Raw genomic sequence first — 16,511 nt, forward strand, 5'->3', positions numbered from 1 at the left:
CTCTTAAAAATAATCTTTACACATCTGCTTAAATCTGTAAAATCTGCGTGAAATAAAATCATTCCAATCTTAATAATCTTTGGCCAAACTTAAAATAAAAAATCAGTATTAATCCGCGTTTTCACGAAGTGAATCCGTTTCATCAGCGTGCCGTTTCTCAACGCAAACAGTTTCTCAAAATACTAACTGGGTGTTGCGCCTCGCGTTTTGTTCCGTCATAAATTTGATGGCGACAGCTCGTTCCTGCGGCGGCGATTTTTACGTTTTCAGCCGTGTTTCGCACTTTTGGGAAAAGCGTATCCTCCCCCATTTGCATACTCACTTGATAATGTTCTTTTTCATAACCAAAAGACCCCGCCATTCCGCAACAGCCAGAATTGTAAATCGTAACTGTATTATTTTTAGGAAGATTTAGCATTGCAAAAGTCGCTTCAACAGAGCTTAAAGATTTCTGATGACAATGTCCGTGGATTTTAATTTCTTTAGTTTCTTCCGAAAATGAATCTGAAGTTATTTTTCCGTCTATGATTTCTTTTTTGAAGAATTCTTCAATTGTAAAAGCATTTCTGGATAATTTCTCCGCAGCTTCTTTATCATCGGCCAAACGAAGATATTCATCTCTAAAAGTCAAAATCGCCGAAGGTTCAATTCCTATTAAAGGTGCATTTCCTAAAACCAAATCTTTAAAAACACTGACATTATGATTGGCAATTTTCTTCGCTTCTTCCAAAAATCCTTTTGAAAGATAGGTTCTTCCACTTTCTTCATGATCCACAACCAAAACCTGATAGCCTAATTTCGTCAATAATTCAAAAGCATCGATTCCGATATTTACATCATAATAATTCGTGAATTCATCGACAAACAAATACAATCTTCCGTTTGGAAAATCTGATGTTGCAGGTTTATGATTTTGATACCATTTTCTAAAAGTCTTTTTCGCTAATAAGGGAACTTGTCTTTCTGGCGCAATTCCCATTGTTTTTTTCACCAAAGACTGATTCGAAATAAAATTCGTAATCGCAGGGAATTTGCTTCCCATTTTATTCAATTTGGCGTTGTTGGCAAAAATCTTATTTCTAGTCGAAAATCCGTTTGCTTTTTGATATTGGTATAAAAATTCTGCTTTAAGAGTTGCAACGTCAACATTACTCGGACATTCGCTTGCGCACGCTTTACAGCTTACGCACAACTCAAAAACTTCGTATAATTCTTTCTGGTCAAATTTATTCTCTTTTTCAGAATACGTTAAATATTCTCGTAAAGCATTCGCTCTCGCACGAGTTGTTTCTTTCTCGTTTCTAGTAGCACGATAACTTGGACACATCGCTCCGCCTGCCGATGGCATTTTTCGGCAATCGCCTGAACCGTTGCATTTTTCAGCTGCACGCAAAATTCCCAAACTATCTGAAAAATCTTGAAACGTTTTAATATCTGGTTCAACTCTTCCTGAAACTACACGATGATTCTCGTCCATTTTCAAGGCATTGACAATCTTCCCGATATTTAAAACCGAATTCGGATCAAATGCTAATTTGATTCTTTTCAGCAACTCGTAATTTTTATCACCAATCATAAACGGAATAAACTCTCCGCGCACAATTCCGTCTCCGTGTTCACCACTTAGCGAACCTCTATATTTTTTTACCAAATGCGCTACTTCGGTCGCAATGGTTCTAAATAATTTTAGATCTTCCGTTTTCTTCAAATTCAAAACCGGACGTAAATGCAGTTCTCCTGCACCCGCATGCGCATAATAAATCGCCTCTTGTCCGTGACGTAACATCATTGCCGAAAACTCTGCAATATACGCTGGCAAATCGCTTAATTCTACCGCTGTATCTTCAATAGAATCTGCTGCTTTGTCGTCGCCTACAATACTTCCTAAAAGTCCGAGACCAGCTTTTCTAAGTTCGTTGGCTTTATCAATATCAGCTCCAAATAACTTAACGCTAGCATATCCAAAATTGTGTTTCTCTAAATCGGCAATTAAAGCGTTTGCTTGATTTTCGGCATCTTCAAGATTATGTGAAGCCACTTCAAAAAGCATAATCGCTTTTGGTTCCCCAACCAAAAAGAAACGGTTTTTAATATGTTCACGATTCGTTTTCGTACAATCCAAAATCGTATCGTCAATCATTTCGCACGTATACAAATGATGTTTCATCGCCACGACAACAGATTCTAACGATTCCTGAATCGTGTGATAATGCGCTACCACCATAATACTGTGAGGTGGTGGTAAATCATCGACTTTTAAAGTGATTTCGGTTGTAAAAGCTAAGGTTCCTTCGCTTCCGCAAAGCAGTTTTCCAAGATTTATAGTTGGTTCAGTTCCGCCAAATAATTCAGATTTTAGCAAAATATCAACCGCGTAACCTGTATTTCGTCTGTGAATTTCTGGTTTTGGAAATTCCTTTATAATTTCTTCCTGATTTTCTTTTACCGAAAGTTCGTCGTAAACGCTTTTGTAGATTTTATTTTCTAAAGAATCGCCTTTGGTTTTCTCTATAAATTCTGCTGATGTCAATTCGCCAAAAGCCACTTCAGTTCCGTCACTCAAAATCGCTTTTACCTCAGCAATTTTATCGCGCGTAACACCATAACGAATCGAAGTGGTTCCGGAGGAGTTATTTCCCACCATTCCGCCAATCATGGCGCGGTTTGAAGTTGATGTAATTGGAGCAAAAAATACGCCGTGAGGTTTTAAAAATAAATTCAATTCATCGCGAATTACTCCTGGCTGAACTGTAACCGTTTTTTTCTCTGCGTTATAACCTAATATTTTGGTAAAATGCTTCGAAACATCAACTACAAGTCCGTCGCCAACGGCTTGCCCTGCAAGTGAAGTTCCAGCCGTTCTTGGCGTAATAGAAATATTATATTCTGCTGCAAAGCGAATTAACTTGCTAATATCCGCCGTAGATTTAGGCAAAGCCACCGCATTTGGCCGAATCCGATACACCGATGCATCTGTCGAATAAAGTGTTTTATGAAGATCATCGTATAAAAGTGTGCCTTCGAGTTCGCTGGCTAATTGCTCTAAATCCTTAAGTAGTAACATTTTTTCTGAATATGATTTCACAAAAATACTTATTTTTTTTAGGTTCTGTGGTTCTAAGATGCTAAGGTTCTAAGGTTTTTTTGTCATTGTTTTTGGAGTTGGAATTTTCGATTTACATTCAATTGACACTAGTAACGATAGCGCGGATTTGTGTCGAAATAGATATTCAAAGATTTAGAATGTCAAAGTTTTTTTTACTTATTTATTTTATTCGTAATATTATCTTCAAATTCAAAAACATCTAAATGGGAGATCATTTTTTCGACATTCAAACAGACAAATTATTCAAAAGAATTTCTTTTTTTATTTTGTTTGGAATTCTACTAAACCTGCTCTTATTTTTTGGAACCTCTTATCTTGAGAACAAAATAACAAATAGGTCATTTATTAATTCATATGTAATTTATTGCGTTTTTTTAGGCATTTTTCATTGTTGTTTTTATAGAAAATTCATTCGCAATTTTCTAGCTATGACTATTATATTCTTTTTCATAGGATTAGCATTTTGTCTCTTTTATTTCGCATTGCTCATATTCAGTTTCGGAATTGAGGTCTTTGCTTTTCTTGCAGTTTTACTTATCTATCTATCCATTCAGCTAATCACTTTAAGACTATGCTTTAATCTAAAACCTACTGCTAGCATAAGTTTTATAACCATTTTAATTTTCATCGCAGGTTTTAGCATAACCTATATAAAAAAAGACTATGACCTTTATTATTATGGATTTTCATTTATCTGTTCTGTCTGGTGTCTAAATATTATCTTATCGGCATTACTTTTCTCTGATTTTGTATTTGACAAAAAACAAGAAAATGCATCAAAAGATCGTTCTAATACAGGAGAAATAAATGTAGAAAACTTCAAGGATTACTTAAAAAATATATTTGGCTCACAAATAACCTTTTACGAAGCCTTCAACGAATTTCAGATTTATGAAATTGATTGTTTTCCAGAAAATTTCGAACATAAATTAGCAATCGAATTTTCAAATGAAAACATCAAATTTGCAACCGTTACAAAAGAACCCAGTGTTGATTTTTCTTTGTATGATTATGTAATCGAAACCAACAAAGAAGCTGAAGACTTTATACAACATATTTTAAAATTTGGCTGGCCAATCAAATAAGATATTTTTCAGAAGCTATTCCTGCTGTCCGCTATATCTTTTGTGGTGAACCCCACCACAAAAGGATGCCGCTTCCATCAGGGCTAGGGCACTTGGTTTCATAAGAATGTTTATTAAAGAAAAAACGATTCCTGAACAACTCTATAACATTTAAAAACACATCCAAAAGCTTTTCCTTCAATTCTTTCGAAAATCAACCATTCTAAAATTCCTTTATTTATAAGTTTATAAAGTTCATACTCGATATAATCTTCGCTATAATTTAGTTTCTGATATTCTGGATGAGTTCTAATAAACTCTGAGAATTTCCATTGCGAAAAATTAATTTCGTTTATTGTGATATCATATTCATAAATAACTCCGTCTTTCTTAGCTGTACAACCACTTCCGTGAAACCAATATTCAATTCCATTAATTGTTCCTTTTCTTTCAAAAAAGTCACTAGAAAATGAACATGGATTTATTTCTTGTTTGTATTTATCTTTTAATAAAGCTTCAAAGCTTCTGATAAATGTGATGTAGTCGGTTAAGATTTTTTCGATCATAATTTGTAGTCAAATCTAAATCTAAAAATGTTATTTCCCAAAGAGATTCCCCAATCTTGTCATTTCGACCGAAGGGAGAAATCACACTAGAAATTCCGCAAACATAATCGACAATCTTTGTGGTTACGAGTGCGATTTCTCCCTTCGGTCGAAATGACAAACCGACTGGAAATCTTACTCTCGCTTTATGTGTTTTAAGCGAATATAAAACATTTCAAAGCGAAATCACCAAATTAAGAGACAGCTTTTAGTAGCTCAATGAAGTGGCTGAGACTTTGAATCCTTATTTGGAGGTGGTGTGAGATTTTTAAATGAAAAAACCTCGATTTTTAAGTCGAGGTTTTATTCTTAAATTTCTCAACCTCTTCCTTCTTAGGTTTTCTTACATAAAGACCATCTTTATATGTATGCAACCAATCTAGAAAATCTTTATAGGCATCTAAATTTTCGGTACTTACGGAAGTAATCATTTTTTCATAATATTCAATAAAATTATCAAATCCATTGTCTTCATAAGTATGTGCAATTCCTCTTTCAGCCTCATTATATGATGTTCCAGATATTTCATAATTTAATATTTCAATAAATTTATTTCTATCTTTTACATCTTCGAAAAGTGAATATAATAAGTTGACATCTAAATCCATAAAAGTTTTCTCTGAATCGAATCTAAAGAAAATAGCTTCAAAATTATCTGTAATGATTTTTTTAAGAATGATCTTAAAATCTTCGTAAAAAAAGCCACGCTTAAACTCAGTAAAGTATACTTCATAAAAGTTTTTATGAAATGAAAGTATCTTATCTACGTCATTTTCTTTATTTTCTATTTCTTTACTAAAAATTCTTAACGAAATCTTCTTAACATTATCTAAATCTAACATTTCAAATTTTTCTATATCTTTTCTATCTACGTAAGTAGAAGGAATCTTTATATAATATTCATGTAAATTAATCAAATAGAGTCCAAAAGAATCGTGAAAATTTGTAAAAATTGAATCTAAATTTTTTACATAATCTTCTTTAGAATTTAAAAACCCTATATATAAAAAATTATTTATTTCTAATTCATCAAGCAAATCAAAATATCCTTTTTTAATTAAGTCTACCACTTGCATGAATTCTATTGTACTGAAAATATTCTCTTCTTTTAATAAGAATGTTTTAATATCATATTTTATCAACTTTTCGTTATCTCTATCTTTTATAATATTATTAATTAACTCTTCAACTTCATTGTCTTTAAGTGCATTTAATAACTGGGTGTAAGAGAGACATTCATTAAACACATTGTTACTAAAATAAATAGGAAAATATCTTTTCTGATTAATTTTTTGAGAATTGTTATGTAGTCCGTTTGCAGGAAACAACTTAACTAAAGTAGAAAAAATTATAAATTTATCTTGATATTCCAATCCTTCATATTGTAGAAGTTTATTTAAATTCAAATCCTCAAATTTTAAAACAGGAGTATTCCCAAGCCAAGAATATATTCTTTTAGATGCAAAGTTCTTATGCATCCATTTATATTTGAACAACAATAATTTCAATAAAACATATTGTTCGAGATCAATATCTGAAATACTCTTAAGAGTCTGAATATTTATATATAATTCATTATAAAACTTTTTAACATCTCTCCTTGATTCAAAGAAAAAAGAAGGACTTAAAGGTATTGCAACTAGTTGTTCTCCTATCGTATTTTTTACTTCTTCATTTTTATTTGATGATAAATTTATAATTTTCTCTAAATCAATTTCTTCAATTTTATGATCATAAAATATTTTATTAATAGATTCGATCAACAACGTTTTTTCCTCATTGCTAATGTTACCAAAATGTTCATTAATTAATTCATTAAGAAAAGAGATAAATCCTCTCTCGTTTTGTGTAGTTAAATTAATTTCTAAATTGAAAATTTTATCTAAATAATGATTATCTATTTGAGATTGCTTCACGACATATTCCCTATCAAAGCCACAAACAAATATTATGTTTTTAAAATCTGCAATATTTCTTAAAATTCTTAATGTTTCTAAAATTTCAGTTTTATTCAATCGATCTATATCATCAACAAATACAATTATCCTTCTATTTATTTCTTCAATAATATTATTTATTTCATCGTAGGAATCTTTTATTGTATCACCTTCAGAAAAGATATTATTTGTTATTGATTTGAAGAAATTTAAATATTTATTGTCTACTAAAGCAAACATTTCAATTAAATAATTATCAATAGAATTTTTTGAATTTCCAGAGAAGATTGATAGCTCTTTCTTCAATTGATTAAAAAAGTTGTTAATTATTGATTTTTCATCCTGATGTTGCCATGCATTAAACCAAAAAGTAATTGGTTTACCTTCATTCTCTATCTTATGAATTGTAAGTTTATATTCAAGTCGTTTCAAAAAACTTGTTTTACCAATTCCCCATATTGAGTTTATTCCAATTATAAATGAATTTGATGGTTTTAAATTTATTACTGCATTTACAACCTCATCAATTACTTTTTCGTTATCATTAATATCTGTTTTATTTAAAGGGGTATCTTCTATTAAAAAAGAGGTATTTCTATATTCATCTTTTTCAATCAATTTATCAAACCAAATAACTATATCATCATATAATTTCCAATTTTTTAAAAATATATTTCTAACTAATAACAAAATTGATAGAATTGCAATTAGTAATATTATATCAGAATAATATAAATCATGTTTTCTACTTAAATATGAAAAATACAAAGAGTCATTTTCATCATTCCTAAGAAAGAAGTAAATCGAACTAAATAAAAAGATAAAATAGTTCTGTTTTTGAGAAATTCTATAGTTTTTTATTATAAACCAAAAAAAACGAATCAAGAATATCAGTACTAATATTACAAATGCTAATTTGAAACTTTGTTTTTTAACATCAACATGTTCTATAATAGAATTTTCTCCTAAAAAAGTTGCAACTTTATTTTGAAAAATCAAAACTATTGTAAACAAAACTAACCAAGAAAAAAAGAACTTAAAATTGCTTTTTAGAAAGAATAAGATTTTACCAAATAGATTCATTATTAATAAAAAAAGAAATGATATTTTGTTTTCTAAGAACGTTTTAAGTTTTAATATTATCCTCATGTGATGTCTTTGAAGTTAAATTTCCAATCATTAAAAGATTAGAATTGCAAATCTGCACTATTTTTTTAGAATTTTACTTACTATTTGAAAACTATTCTAATATACTAAAATCAAAATATCAATTAAAATCATCATGTAGATATCTCCGTTTTTTTACTACAAACAAAAAATCTTCAACTTTTCCCATTGCTGGCGCGAGCGTCCCGCTCGTGCACAAAACAAGAGAAGCAATTTCTAAAAAGTATTATACTTATATTTTTTTAGGAAGAGAGATGCTTACGTTCACGAGCGGGACGCTCGCGCTAGCGGTGATACACTTTTAACATTATTCTTTTTCACTATATACAACAAAAAAGCCAAGTAGATACTTGGCTTAATAATCTAATTTTAAAGATTATTAGGATTAAATAATAAATTCCATGACCCCCAACCATTTGATTGGATTACCAATAATCTGTCATCCCCATCAATAAATTTGATAAAATGATCTCTTAAATCTCCAGATTTACCAGCTTCATATTTAAAGCACCAAACAGATTCTAAAACTCTTTTAGCTCTAACCTTAGTAAGCTCATCATAAATTTTTTGGTAATCCTTAGTTTTTATAAGATCATAACTTAAGAAATAAAGTACTTGATTCATGTTTTTTGGTTTTAATATTTCAACAATCCAAGTGAAAAATCTTGGCGATTGAAGTTTCAAATTTCTTCTATTTTAAATAAAAATACTTTTTAGGTATTCAATTCCACACCGAAGACAAATATTAATTTTATAAACTTTATTATTTTATGGAAAACCGTAGTTTGAAAACAAAAATTTCTTTTTTTTCTACATTTATACCCGAAATAATCCCATTTTAGCATTATCAATAAACTGACTACTATAAACCCTCATTTTAAATGAATAAAAATATAATCGCACTCTATACTATAGCTCAAAAAGAAACTAGAAAAATATTGGGTTTAATGTCTGGAACTTCTCTCGACGGACTTGATATTGCTTTATGCGCTGTTTCAGGTTCTGGCGAAAATACGAATGTGAAAATCCTAGAATTTGAAACCATTTCTTATTCTGAAGACATTAAAACCGAAATCAGAAAAGTATTTGCTCAAAAAACAATAGATTTTCAGCATTTGGTTTTATTAAACGAATGGATTGCAAACCTACACGCAGGAATGATAAACGATTGTCTTTCAAAATGGAATATTCCCGCAAGTGAAGTCGATCTGATTGCTTCGCACGGACAAACGGTTTTGCATGCACCAAAGTTTTTACATCAGCAGGAAAAATTTCCAAATGCGACTTTACAAATTGGCGATGGTGATCATATTGCGGTAAAAACAGGAATTATTACACTTTCAGATTTCAGACAAAAACACGTTGCTGCAGGTGGCGAAGGTGCGCCTTTGGCAGTTTATGGCGATTATTTGTTATTCAGCAAAAAAGGTGAAAACCGAATTATGCTCAACATGGGTGGAATCGCCAATTTCACTTATTTGCCTGCTTCACAAAATGCCGAGGAAGTCTTTGTAACCGATACGGGAACTGCAAATACTTTAATCGATATTTTCACCAAACAATTTTTCCCAGAAAAAAGTTTCGACAAAAACGCCGAAATCGCTAAAAAGGGAACTGTAAATCAAGAGCTTTTAAGCGAATTAAAAAGTGATCCTTTCTTTAAACAAAGCTTCCCAAAAACAATTGGTCAGGAATTATTCAATCATGATTTTGTGAATTCGGCTTTGGTAAAATTAGATTTAGAGAACATTTCGGCACCAGATTTGCTGGCCACTTTAACACGTTTGAGCGCAGAAACAATTGCCGAAGCGGTTTTGTTTGTTGTAGAAAATACTAAAACGCCAATCGAAGAGTTTACAGTTTATATGTCTGGAGGTGGCGCTCGAAATCCGTTAATGGTAAGCTGGTTACAGGAATTATTACCTTGTAAATTTGAAAAAAGCGACATTCTCGGAATTTCAGGCGATGCAAAAGAAGCGGTTTTATTTGCCGTTTTGGCTAATGAAACGGTTGCAGGCGGAAATTACAATTTTGGTTCACAAAAAGGAATTCCATCAGTAACAATGGGGAAAATTTCTTTCCCTGATTAAAAGTTCGCTACTAATTACACGAATTTTCACGAATTATTTTTTAATACTTTAAGAATAAAAAATTAGTGTAATTTGTGAAATTCGTGGCAAAAAAACATTTAAAATAAAAAATTAGTAGAATTCATTGAATTCGTGGCAAAAGAAACTATTTTTGGTTTTTGTTAATAAAAGATTGAAATGCATAAAAATCAGCACTTACTACACACTCTCCTATTTTTATTTTTCTTTGGATGGAATTCTTTTTCTCAGGAAAAAATACTGCATCCTAAAAATGAATTTAGAGGTGTCTGGATTGCAACAGTCGTAAACATTGACTGGCCACAAAAAGCGACAGACAACGTAGAAAAAGAAAAAGCTGATTATCTTGAAATTTTAGAAGCTTACAAAAAACTGAATTACAATGCGGTAATTGTTCAGATTAGAAGCGTTGGCGATGCTATTTATCCTTCAGAATTTGCGCCTTGGTCACGATTTTTAACGGGAAAAGAAGGTTTGGCTCCAAACCCGTATTACGATACTTTGGCTTGGATGATTGAACAGGCGCATAACCGCGGATTTGAATTTCATGCTTGGCTAAATCCATATCGTGCTACTTTCGATTTGAATAAAAATCTTTTAAGTCCAAACCACGATCTTTTTAAACATCCGGAATGGATGATCGAATATGGCGGAAAATACTATTATGATCCTGCGCTTCCAGAAGTTCAGGCGCATTTAACCAAAGTCGTTAAAGAAGTGGTTGATAAATATGATGTTGACGCAATTCATTTTGACGATTATTTTTATCCTTACGCTGTTCCAGGAAAAGTCTTTAATGATAACGCTTCCTATCAAAAATATGGCGCAGGTTTAAGTCGTGCAGATTGGCGCCGTGCCAATGTGAGCAATTTTGTTCACGCTATTTCAAACACAATAAAAGAAAGTAAACCTTGGGTACAATTCGGAATTAGTCCGTTTGGAGTTTGGCGAAACAAATATCAAGATCCAAGAGGTTCTGAAACTTCATCGACATCAAATTACGATGATTTGTATGCAGATCCAATGCTTTGGATGGATCAAAAATGGATCGATTATATTCTGCCTCAATTGTATTGGAGTATGAACAATACAAGAGCTTCGTATTCTAAATTGGTAAAATGGTGGTCGGAAAACTCCAATAATACAGCTATTTATATCGGTCACGCTACATACAAAATTAGAGCTGATGGTGATAAAAACTGGAATTATATGACCGAAATTCCAAATCAGATTGATCTTCTTCGAACTTTTAAAAATGTTTCTGGAAGTGCCTATTTCAGTTCAAAATGGTTTATGGGGAAAAACTTTGATGTAGTTCGTCATTTAGAAGAAAACCAATATAAATATCCTGCACTTCCTGCGGCAGTTCCAAATTTAAAACACGTCATTATCGATACTCCAAAAGTTTTGGAATATAATAAAGACAGCATAAAATATAACTTCACATTCCAAAGTCCGCTAAATACAAAGGTTCGTTATATGGTGGTTTATGGAGGCGAACATATTTCGAAAATCGATATTAATGATGCTACAAAAATTATCGAAAAAGTAACGGTAAAAGAAGTTGACGGAAAAATTACTTTCGCAATAGCGGCCGGAAAACTAAATCTTTACAAAGCCTGCGCTGTAACGTTTATTGATTATTATGCTAACGAAAGCACACCAACTGCTATAGACTTAAAAAAACCATTTAAAAACTATACACCAAATCAACCTAATGAAAACAGATAACAAACCTTGGTTTTGGATTCCGCTTCTAAACTTCGCTTCAGGATTACCGTATGCCATAATTATTTCGGTTTCGGTAATTATGTACAAAAATCTAGGAATTTCTAACGAAGATATCGGTGTCTACACCAGTTTGCTCTATCTGCCGTGGGTTATTAAACCGCTTTGGAGTCCGCTAATTGAATTGATCGGAACCAAAAGAAAATGGTTTCTGCTAATGCAATTAATCATTTCGATTGCTTTTCTGCTAGTTGGTTTCACGATTCCACTCAACGGATTTTTCATCATGACCTTATCCATTTTCTGGGTTGCCGCTTTTGCTTCGGCTTCCAATGATATTGCAACTGATGGCTTTTATTTATTGGTTTTACCAGAAGACAAACAATCTTTTTTTATCGGTATCAGAAGTACTTTTTACAGACTTTCTATGCTTGCAGGAAACGGTTTGGTAGTACTTTTTGCCGGATATTTGGAACATAAATTTGGAGACAACACCAAAGCTTGGTCGTATACCATGATTTGTGTAGGTTTATTGATGATGTTTATTACTGCTTACAATTTCATTTTCACACCAAAAAATGAAATCAATGTTGTAGAGAGCAATAAAGAAACATCACATCAAAACTTTGGAACGATATTTATCAGTTTCTTCAAGAAAAAACAAATCGGATTAATTCTTGCCTTTGTTTTAGTTTTCAGATTAGGAGAATCGCAATTGCTAAAAATGTTAAGTCCTTTTTTACTAGATTCTAAAGAACTTGGAGGAATGGGATTAGACACCGAAGCCGTTGGAATTATTTACGGAACATTTGGCGTTGCCGCATTAACTTTAGGAGGAATTCTGGGAGGAATTGCCATTTCACGACATGGCCTTACCAAATGGATGTTTCCAATGTTTTTAGCCATGCATTTACCAATTATTGGCTTTATTCTATTAGCATTTTTTCACCCAACCTCAATTTATTACATTTATATCGTCGTTATTTTAGAACAATTTGGCTATGGTTTTGGTTTTACGGCATTTATGATGTATTTAATTCATGTTGCCGAAGGAGAATCAAAAACTGCACATTATGCATTGGCAACAGGATTTATGGCAATGGGAATGATGCTGCCAGGAATGTTAAGTGGCTACATTCAACAATATTTAGGCTATGGAAACTTCTTTATTTGGGTTCTAATAGCTACAATTCCAGGTCTTATTTTATCACGTTTTTTAACTTTCCCAAAAGATTTTGGGAAGAAATCAGAAGAAGTTTAAACCCCAAATCAAACTTTACCTATGGAAATCAATGAGAATTTGCAGAACGAACGAAATCTGAAAGGATCAGACTTCGAAAAAAATGGAAATCTTGACAAAGCGATTGAGTTGTATGAAGAAAATGTTGCAGAAGGCTTTAAAGGAAATCACCCGTACGATCGATTAGCAACGATCTACAAAAACGAAAATGACCTCGAAAATGAAATTCGGGTTTTAGAAAAAGCAATTGTGGTTTATGAAATCATCACAATCGAAGACCGATTGGAAGGATTGCCAAAACTTTTCCGTTTTAAAAACCGATTGGAAAAAGCTCTTGAAACCAAAAAACAATTGGCGAAACAAAAGAAAGCAAAGTTGAAATAAAATATTCTTTTAAACACCTAGAGACATAGATTTTTTTCTATTAAAAGAATAAAAAAGAGAAACTAGTTTCTCAACACATAGCTATGTGTATTTAAACAAAGTGAAACGCCTTTTTCAAGAACTAGATACTATGTTTCTATGTGTTAGAAAATTAAACGATACTAATCTAAGCATTCTAAATCATGAACATAAAACGCACTAATTCAGACGATATTGATTTTATAAATCTGGCTGCTTTATTAGATCAAGATTTAGCGATTCGAGATGGTGAAGATCATGCATTTTATAATCAGTTTAATAAAACCGATAAAATAAAACACACAATTGTTTATTACGAAAACGGAATTCCTGTTGGTTGTGGCGCTTTTCGCGAAAAAGAACTTGGAACAACAGAAATTAAACGAATGTATGTTCATCCAGATCACAGAAAAAAAGGAATTGCGTCAAAAGTTTTAGCCGAATTAGAAATCTGGGCAAAAGAAGTAGGTTATACTTATACTATTTTGGAAACTGGAAAAAATCAGCCCGAAGCCATCAACTTATATCAAAAATTAAATTATACCATCATTCCAAATTATCCTCCTTACGAAAAAATGGATAATAGTGTTTGCATGAAAAAGACTTTATAATAATGAAAATCACAGCCGAAGCATTACGACAAAAAATAGGACAATTTTTCTTTCCAGCAGTATTCATCAACGATACTGAAGAAAATATTCAAGAAACTGAACGCCTTATAAAAGAACATAATATTGGCGGACTGACCTTTTTTCACAGTCGCGCGAGCGCTGCAACCAATTATGAAAGCAAGAAAAAAGTAGTTTTCAATGATGACAGCTATGAAAAAATCAAAGCTTTGATTGTTCGTTATCAAAAAGCAGCTTCTACTCCACTTCTTATTAGCATTGATGCAGAATGGGGATTGGCAATGCGTATCGAAAAAACACCTCAATATCCGTATGCGATTACGCTTGGTGCTTTACCAGAAAGCAAAGCAAACTTAGTTTACGAAGCTGGAAAACAAATTGGTTTAGATTTAAAAGCTGCTGGAATTCAGTATAATTTATCGCCTTTGGCAGATATTAATAATAATCCAAATAATCCTGTTATCGGTTATCGTTCATTTGGTGAAAACAAAGAAAAAGTAGCCGATTTTTCAGTTGAATATTTAAAAGGAATGTCAGAAGTTGGCGTTCTAGGCTGTTTGAAACACTTCCCTGGACACGGAAATACCAATGTCGATTCGCATTTAGGATTGCCTGTTTTAAAAGAAACTTTAGAAGAACTATTAGAAAACGAATTATATCCGTTCATTAAAGGAATTGAAAACAATGTCGATTCGATTATGATTGGACATTTGGCAGTTCCGAGTTTAAATGACGGAAAAGATACTTCAGCCACTTTATCAAAAGCTGTGATTCAGGATCTTTTGCGTGATAAATTAGGTTATGATGGTTTGGTAATTTCTGATGCGTTAAACATGCACAGCGTTTCTAAATTGTATGAAACCAAAGGACAATTGGAATGGGAAGCTTTTAATGCTGGAAATGATGTTTTATGTTTCGCGGAAAATGTTCCAGAAGGAATTGAAGCGATTTACAAAAATGCTTCACCAGACCGTATTCTCGAAAGCTATAATAGAATCATGAAAGCCAAAGAAAAAGCTGGAATCCTTTCTGGAAATACTTCTGCTTTGGGCGGATTAGATTTCGAAAAAACATCAAAAATAAATTTAGAAATTGCCCAAAATGCCATTACTAAAATTGTAGATAATTTAAGTGCTGAACTGGCTTTTGAAGCGCAGAAAAAAAATAAACTTGCCAAATTGAGTTTATATAAAAATACTGAAAATACATTTTTCGAAACTTTAAATACAAAACTTCCATCGCCAGAGTTTGCTTTTGAAAATCTAGAAGTTTCGGATATTTCATTAATCCAAAAAGAATTAGAAAATTTTGAAACGATTATAATTTCATTATTTGTTCCGAAAGCAAAACCACTAAATAATTTCGAAATTGATAACGAAGTTTTAGAACTGCTTTCTGAATTATTGCAAACTAAAAAGTGCATTGTTTTTGTTTTCGGAAATCCGTATGCATTGCCTTTAATTCCTAATCTGAAAAAAGCTTCAGGATTAATTCAGGCGTACCAAGATTTTGAAGAATTTCAAAAAACAGCGGGAGTTCAATTTTTAGAAAAAAATAATTTCAATGGCGCTTTGCCAGTAAATATTGATATTCAGTAAATTACAATAACAAATAGTCAAAATTTATCAACTTATAAATTTTTATAATCACATCTTATTGTAACTAGCTGTACTTATGCCCTACTTTTGCAGCAAATAAATATTAAACGTAAAACGAAAATTATGTCTTTAGTAGGAAAAAAATTCCCAAGTATTGCAGTAGATGCTATCTCAGAAATGGGTGACAATTTAAAAATCAACATTTTTGAAGAAGCAGTAAACAACAACAAAAAAGTATTATTGTTTTGGTACCCAAAAGATTTCACTTTTGTTTGCCCAACTGAATTACACGCCTTTCAAGCTGCATTACCAGAATTTGAAAAAAGAAATACTATCGTAATTGGTGCTTCTTGTGATACAAACGAAGTTCACTTTGCTTGGTTAAATACTCCAAAAAACAATGGTGGAATCGAAGGTGTTACTTACCCAATCTTAGCAGATACAAACCGTAACTTAGCTAACATTCTAGGTATTCTTGATATCGAATCTACAAGCTACAGCGAAGATACTGACTCAGTTATCATCGAAGGTTCTAACGTAACTTACAGAGCTACTTACCTAATTGACGAAACTGGAAAAATCTTCCACGAAAGCGTAAACGATATGCCATTAGGACGTAACGTAAACGAATACTTAAGAATGGTTGACGCTTACACTCACATCCAAACTAAAGGTGAAGTTTGTCCTGCAAACTGGGAAGCTGGTAAAGAAGCTATGTCTGCTGACAGAATCAGTACTGCTGAATACTTAAGCGCTAACTAAGCTGCTAAGATACTAAGGTTCTAGGTTGCTAAGTTTTTTAGCATAACTTTTGAATCTTACATACAATTCTACAATAAGAAGTCAAGAGATTCTAAGATTAAACTTAGATCTTAGAATCTCAACGACTTAAAAAAAATCAAATAAATCCACACAAAGTTATTCGGT

General features: G+C 32.0%; 12 protein-coding genes. 8 read left to right on the plus strand and 4 right to left on the minus strand.

All coding sequences use genetic code 11. The features are described 5' to 3' along the window. Positions 1-157: 157 nt before the first annotated feature. Complete coding sequence (locus RB618_RS18615) at positions 158-3,064, minus strand: FAD-linked oxidase C-terminal domain-containing protein (RefSeq protein ID WP_308070138.1); 2,907 nt, start codon at positions 3,062-3,064, stop codon at positions 158-160. Positions 3,065-3,534: 470 nt separating this feature from the next. Between RB618_RS18615 and RB618_RS18620 the strand changes: the two genes are divergently transcribed. Then, a complete protein-coding gene (locus tag RB618_RS18620; protein WP_308070139.1) occupies positions 3,535-4,191 on the plus strand; it encodes a hypothetical protein in 657 nt (218 codons plus the stop codon). A 113-nt stretch (positions 4,192-4,304) separates the two neighbouring features. On the opposite strand, the gene RB618_RS18625 is transcribed toward RB618_RS18620, so the two are convergent. The 3 genes from RB618_RS18625 to RB618_RS18635 all read right to left on the minus strand — a co-directional run bounded on the left by RB618_RS18625 (position 4,305) and on the right by RB618_RS18635 (position 8,503). After that, a complete protein-coding gene (locus tag RB618_RS18625; protein WP_308070140.1) occupies positions 4,305-4,736 on the minus strand; it encodes a hypothetical protein in 432 nt (143 codons plus the stop codon). A 329-nt stretch (positions 4,737-5,065) separates the two neighbouring features. Then, the gene (locus tag RB618_RS18630) at positions 5,066-7,861 is read right to left on the minus strand and encodes a P-loop NTPase fold protein (RefSeq protein ID WP_308070141.1); all 2,796 of its coding nucleotides are present in this window, start codon (positions 7,859-7,861) and stop codon (positions 5,066-5,068) included. A gap of 387 nt (positions 7,862-8,248) precedes the next feature. After that, complete coding sequence (locus RB618_RS18635) at positions 8,249-8,503, minus strand: hypothetical protein (protein WP_308070142.1); 255 nt, start codon at positions 8,501-8,503, stop codon at positions 8,249-8,251. Between the two features lie 257 nt (positions 8,504-8,760). Here RB618_RS18635 and RB618_RS18640 point away from each other — a divergent pair, with 257 nt between their 5' ends. The 7 genes from RB618_RS18640 (at position 8,761) to RB618_RS18670 (ending at position 16,346) form a co-directional block, all read left to right on the plus strand. Further along, positions 8,761-9,969: an anhydro-N-acetylmuramic acid kinase gene (locus RB618_RS18640; protein WP_308070143.1), complete on the plus strand. Its 1,209-nt coding sequence runs from the start codon at positions 8,761-8,763 to the stop codon at positions 9,967-9,969. 177 nt (positions 9,970-10,146) lie between these two features. Continuing rightward, positions 10,147-11,718: a family 10 glycosylhydrolase gene (locus RB618_RS18645; RefSeq protein ID WP_308070144.1), complete on the plus strand. Its 1,572-nt coding sequence runs from the start codon at positions 10,147-10,149 to the stop codon at positions 11,716-11,718. After that, complete coding sequence (locus RB618_RS18650; RefSeq protein ID WP_111377773.1) at positions 11,705-12,976, plus strand: MFS transporter; 1,272 nt, start codon at positions 11,705-11,707, stop codon at positions 12,974-12,976. Before RB618_RS18645 ends, RB618_RS18650 begins: the two co-directional genes overlap by 14 nt. A gap of 21 nt (positions 12,977-12,997) precedes the next feature. Then, the gene (locus RB618_RS18655) at positions 12,998-13,339 is read left to right on the plus strand and encodes a hypothetical protein (protein WP_308070145.1); all 342 of its coding nucleotides are present in this window, start codon (positions 12,998-13,000) and stop codon (positions 13,337-13,339) included. 182 nt (positions 13,340-13,521) lie between these two features. Further along, positions 13,522-13,968, plus strand: coding sequence for a GNAT family N-acetyltransferase (locus RB618_RS18660; RefSeq protein ID WP_308070146.1), 447 nt, complete (start codon positions 13,522-13,524; stop codon positions 13,966-13,968). Between the two features lie 2 nt (positions 13,969-13,970). Further along, the gene (locus RB618_RS18665; RefSeq protein ID WP_308070147.1) at positions 13,971-15,584 is read left to right on the plus strand and encodes a glycoside hydrolase family 3 N-terminal domain-containing protein; all 1,614 of its coding nucleotides are present in this window, start codon (positions 13,971-13,973) and stop codon (positions 15,582-15,584) included. 123 nt (positions 15,585-15,707) lie between these two features. After that, positions 15,708-16,346, plus strand: a complete 639-nt coding sequence (locus RB618_RS18670; protein ID WP_012024184.1) for a peroxiredoxin — start codon at positions 15,708-15,710, stop codon at positions 16,344-16,346. Positions 16,347-16,511: the final 165 nt, after the last annotated feature.

It is taken from the genome of Flavobacterium sp. LHD-85 (assembly GCF_030929595.1).
Lineage (GTDB): Bacteria > Bacteroidota > Bacteroidia > Flavobacteriales > Flavobacteriaceae > Flavobacterium.